Raw genomic sequence first — 5,055 nt, 5'->3', positions numbered from 1 at the left:
GAAGTTATCAAGGGTCGCTGTTATCGGCGATCGACAAAACTAGCACTGCAATGGGTGGCCGTGCTTTACGACGATGGTTGCAGCAACCACTTCTGAGTTTGAAGGGTATTCGTGCTAGACATGACACTATTGACGAATTGATAACTAATAGCGGTTTACGTCAAGATATCCAAGGAGTATTACGTCAAATTTACGATTTAGATCGTCTAACTGGGCGTACTGGTGCTGGTACTGCAAATGCTAGAGATTTAGTTTTTTTAGCTGATTCTTTAACTAAACTTCCCGAACTTTCGACCTTAGTATTGGCAGGTAATTCTCCCTATTTAAAAGTTTTGCAAAAAATTCCGCCAATATTACAAGAATTGGGAGAAAAAATTCATTCTCATTTAGTAGAATCTCCTCCTCAAAAGTTAAAAGAAGGAGGGTTAATTCAGTCTGGGATCAATGAACAATTAGATCAGATGCGGAGGTTAGCTGAAGAAGACCAAAAATGGATTGCTAATTTGGAAGTTACGGAGAGAGAAAGGACGGGAATTACTAATTTAAAGGTTGGTTATAATAAGGCTTTTGGTTATTATATTAGTATTTCAAAATCAAAGGCAGATTTGGCTCCGGATGATTATACTCGGAAGCAGACTTTGACTAATGAGGAGCGTTATATTACTGAGGAATTAAAGGAAAGAGAAGTGAGGATTTTGACGGCACAAGATGATTTGAATGAGTTGGAATATGATATTTTTGTTGGTCTGAGAACTGAAGTAGGGGAATATGCAGAAGAAATTAGAAATGTTTCTCGGGCAGTGGCAGCTCTTGATGTTTTGTGTGGTTTAGCGGAAGTAGCAGTTTATCAAAATTATGTTCGTCCCACTATGACTGATAGTCGGGAATTGAAAATTATTGAGGGTCGGCATCCGGTGGTGGAAAAGTATTTGCCTGCTGGTTTTTTTGTGCCGAATACTGCCATATTAGGAAGTAAAAATATAGAGGAAAATAATTCGGGAATTACTCCTTATCCAGCTCCAGATTTAATTATTTTAACTGGTCCGAATGCTAGTGGTAAAAGTTGTTATTTACGGCAGGTAGGGTTGATTCAATTAATGGCACAAACTGGTAGTTTTATTCCGGCAACTTCTGCTGTTTTGGGGGTTAGCGATCGGATATTTACTCGTGTTGGAGCTGTGGATGATTTAGCAACAGGTCAATCAACTTTTATGGTGGAGATGAATGAGACGGCAAATATTTTGAATCATGCTACGGAAAAGTCTTTAGTTTTGCTGGATGAAATTGGTAGGGGAACGGCAACTTTTGACGGAATTTCGATTGCTTGGTCTGTAGCAGAATATTTGGCAACGGAAATTTTGTCTCGGACAATTTTTGCTACTCACTATCACGAATTAAATGAACTTTCTTCTATTTTGGATAATGTGGCAAATTATCAGGTAACGGTGAAGGAGTTGCCGGATAAAATTGTATTTTTGCATCAAGTACAACCTGGTGGAGCGGATAAGTCTTATGGTATTGAAGCGGGAAGGTTAGCAGGTTTACCAGATTCGGTAATTCAACGTGCTAGACAGGTAATGCAGCAAATTGAAAAGCACAGTAAGATAGCTATTGGTTTGCGGAAAGGTATTAAGAAAAAAGAGGAGGAAGAGGTGATAACTGTGGAGCAGTTAGATATTTTTAGTGAAGAATTTGGAGATAGTCTGTTGTGACAGTTATCAGTTAACAGTTATCAGTTATCAGCGTAATGCAGCAGTTTTCATTCTCCCGTAAGGACGTTCTATGGAACGCCCCTACCTACTCCCCGACTCCATTAATACGAGAGGTGAATTTTATGGTAGTTTCATCAGCTTCTCTGTTGGAAATACTCTCTAATTGCTCCTATCCCTTTTTTAGCAATTTCTATTGGTGGAGTTTCTAGGGGATTACCATTTAAATTAAGCCCAATTAAATTGGTAAGCTGAGGCAGAGATTCCGGGATACTTGTTAATTTATTACCACTTAAATCAAGCAGATTTAGATTTGTGAGTTGAGTCAGAGATTCCGGGATACTTGTTAATTTATTATTACTTAAATTAAGGCTAATTAAATTGGTAAGTTGAGTCATAAATCCTGGGATACTTGTTAGCTGATTATTATCTAAATTAAGCCAAGTTAACTTTCTTAGTTGAGTAATTGATTTCGGGATACTTGTTAATTGATTATCACTTAAATGAAGGTGATTTAATTTTTTTAGTTGAGTAATTGATTCTGGAATACTTGTTAATTGATTACCATTTAAACCAAGTCGCGTTAAATTTGTGAGTTGAGTAATTGATTCTGGAATACTTGTTAATTGATTATCACTCAAGTAAAGGTGATTTAACTTTGTGAGTTGAGTAATTGATTCTGAAATACTTGTTAATTGATTACCACCCAAATAAAGCCAAGTTAACTTGTTGAGTTGAGTTAGAGATTTCGGAATAGTTGTTAATTTATTATTGGCTAAATTAAGCAGAACTAAATTAGTGAGTTTGGTAATTTGTTTCGGGATAGTTGTTAATTGAATACCATTTAAATCAAGCAGAGCTAAATTAGTGAGTTTGGTAATTGATTCCGGAATAGTTCTTAATTGATTACCACCTAAAGAAAGCCGAGTTAAATTAGTAAGTTTAGCTATTGCTTCCGGGATAGTTATTAATTTATTACCACTTAAATGAAGCTGATTTAAATTGGTTAGTTTAGCGATTGATTCTGGAATAGTTGTTAGTTTATTATGACTTAAATTTAATACTTCTAGCTGCTCTAATTCCCAAACTTCAGTAGGAATTTCAGTTAACTTTTCATCATCTCTGTTCAAAGAAGTTGTACTCAAGTATAACTTATTAAGTTTTTTGTCTTTAGCGACTTGTATTCTTTCTCTAAAATATTCTGATATATAATTATACTTATTTGTTTCAGGAGAAGTCATTTCAGTTATCAGTTTATATTGTGTGTTATACGGCTAAAATTTAGACTGTGAAAAGTATATAGTATACATACTATTATAGTAATATATCAATCTGTGCTTATATTGTGACAATACAAAAACTAGAAATAAACTCCAAAACCCTTACTCATTGCCCACTGCCTAGTCCCTATTCCCAAAAAGTAGCAAGATTTTGAACAGGAATAAAATAGAATTGCTGTATGTAACGATAAAATATTATCAGTAAGAAAAAAAGAGGTATCAAATGAGAATTATACAAACAACAGGAACAGTGAAAAATGGAGAAGTAAAAATTACTGTTCCTCCAGAGTTTAGTAATGGCGAAATAGATATTATTCTTGTTGCCAAAAATGAGCCAGATGAATTTGAAATTATGCGGGAAATAGCAAAAGCCAAAGGATATGATTCTCAGGAAAAGATACTCGACCTAATCAAGAAAGTTAAATTAGAAATGCTTCAGGAAAAAGATAGAATAAAATAATGTCTAAAATCAAACGTTTATGTCTTGATACAAATGTTTATATAATCGGCGTTCAAGAAGTTAATTCAGATGAGGGTAAAATTCTTGAATCTATAGGTTACTATGGTAAACAATATACTCAAATTGAAGCTGAAATTATTTTATCTCCTGAGTTAATTGACCAAATCCGGCGAGTAGGTAAATATGTATGGAATAAAGACAAAGCTGGTTTAGTTCTTAGTCTTATTTGGTCAAATCTAAACATCTTTTATGTAACTCCTGATGCAGAGTGGCGGAATCTCTTAAAAGAAATTAATTTAACAGGGAATATCCCCACAGAAGATATAGAAATTTTTCTTACAGCTAAGTTGGGCTTAACAGATTGTTTTGTCTCTTCTAATAGAGAACTAATTAAAGCGATCGCTGATTTTGAGTGTTTAACTCCAGATGCTTTTATCAACAAATATCTCAAATAAATATCTGTAAATACCAAAATACTAAATTTTATCAGTAAAATGAAGTTATGAGAGGTTAATTTTATGGTGGTTTCATCAGCTAATAGCCAATCTTTTGTGAAACTTATCGAATACTTAAATTGTGATGCTCTTGATAGCGATGTAGCTACCGCTAGGCTCCGCCAACGCTTATTAATTTCTACTAACATAAACTGGAATATTTATAAAAATCTATTAAATTATCTGGGAAATTCACCTTATTTCAAGGTTATTTATAATCAAGGAACTTTACAAATTATTTCTCCTAGCAGTCGCCATGAAATTTACAAGAAAATGTTGGGGATGTTGGTAGAAAATTATTGTTTAGAAACAGGGATTCGTTTTTATCCCTTGGGTTCTACAACTTTGAAATCTCAAGATATATTAAAAGGAATTGAGCCAGAGCAATGTTATTGCATTGGTAGCAAAAAAAATATTCCCGACCTAGCAATTGAGGTTGTTATTGCTAGCAAAGGAATTCAAGTTTTAGAAATTTATCAAGGTTTAGGTGTTTCTGAAGTTTGGTTTTGGCAAAATGGAGAATTACAGGTTTTTTGTCTAGAAAATTGTGAGTATTTGCAGAAAAATAATAGTCAGTTATTACCAAATCTCGATCTAGATTTATTAGTTAGTTATTTAGATTGGGATGATTCTTTTGATGCTATTTGGGATTTTAAAGCAAGAATTAAAGGGCCATGAATCACAATATTAGGATAAGGCAATCTAAACTTGAATCTTAGGCTCGTAGTTGGGCTTGAACAATAATAGATAAGTATTTCAGAATAACTGTTCGATTGCTGCTTTTAGTTGTTGGCTCTCTGTTGCATTCAAAATATTTTAATTATAGCGCTGTGCGCAGGCAACAGGCAACAGGCAACAGGCAACAGGCAACAGGGGGAATAAATTGCCGATAACATAAGACTTTTAGCTATTTGGCCCCTCCTGCAATTTGTAAATATACCAGCGCTCACTGCTATACCTTAATTAGCTATAATAAAAACGTTTTCCTCTCAAGTGGGAAAATATTTTTTAAAACGGCCTTTGCTCCCTACTGACTACTCCCTACTCCCTAAATTTTTTAGAAATCAAAGGTGAGCTAAGGGCAAAAGTAACCTACTTTCAATTAAACCACT

The 5,055-nt window shown here is 34.2% G+C and carries 5 protein-coding genes; 4 read left to right on the top strand and 1 reads right to left on the bottom strand.

From position 1 onward, the window contains the following. Positions 1-1,712: DNA mismatch repair protein MutS (gene mutS, locus AC3DU7_RS24835; protein ID WP_488041970.1), on the top strand; the 1,712-nt coding region annotated here is incomplete at its 5' end. Between the two features lie 134 nt (positions 1,713-1,846). Here mutS and AC3DU7_RS24830 read toward each other — a convergent pair. Further along, positions 1,847-2,950 carry a leucine-rich repeat domain-containing protein gene (locus tag AC3DU7_RS24830; RefSeq protein WP_488041969.1) on the bottom strand — a complete coding sequence of 368 codons (1,104 nt, stop codon included), beginning with the start codon at positions 2,948-2,950 and terminating at the stop codon, positions 1,847-1,849. 262 nt (positions 2,951-3,212) lie between these two features. Between AC3DU7_RS24830 and AC3DU7_RS24825 the strand changes: the two genes are divergently transcribed. The 3 genes from AC3DU7_RS24825 (at position 3,213) to AC3DU7_RS24815 (ending at position 4,621) form a co-directional block, all read left to right on the top strand. Further along, complete coding sequence (locus tag AC3DU7_RS24825) at positions 3,213-3,449, top strand: hypothetical protein (protein WP_488041968.1); 237 nt, start codon at positions 3,213-3,215, stop codon at positions 3,447-3,449. After that, positions 3,449-3,904, top strand: a complete 456-nt coding sequence (locus tag AC3DU7_RS24820; RefSeq protein ID WP_488041967.1) for a PIN domain-containing protein — start codon at positions 3,449-3,451, stop codon at positions 3,902-3,904. Before AC3DU7_RS24825 ends, AC3DU7_RS24820 begins: the two co-directional genes overlap by 1 nt. A 63-nt stretch (positions 3,905-3,967) precedes the next feature. After that, entirely contained in the window at positions 3,968-4,621 is a 654-nt protein-coding gene (locus AC3DU7_RS24815) for a Uma2 family endonuclease (protein ID WP_488041966.1), read from the top strand. Positions 4,622-5,055 lie beyond the last annotated feature (434 nt).

Source organism: Okeania sp. (assembly GCF_983059655.1).
This window is presented reverse-complemented; position numbering and strand designations above follow the sequence as displayed.

Excerpts from the sequence above, each read along its gene's own strand:
- AC3DU7_RS24830 (WP_488041969.1), bottom strand. The coding sequence starts at position 2,950 with ATGACTTCTCCTGAAACAAATAAGTATAATTATATATCAGAATATTTT.
- AC3DU7_RS24815 (WP_488041966.1), top strand. The coding sequence starts at position 3,968 with ATGGTGGTTTCATCAGCTAATAGCCAATCTTTTGTGAAACTTATCGAA.
- AC3DU7_RS24825 (WP_488041968.1), top strand. The coding sequence starts at position 3,213 with ATGAGAATTATACAAACAACAGGAACAGTGAAAAATGGAGAAGTAAAA.
- AC3DU7_RS24820 (WP_488041967.1), top strand. The coding sequence starts at position 3,449 with ATGTCTAAAATCAAACGTTTATGTCTTGATACAAATGTTTATATAATC.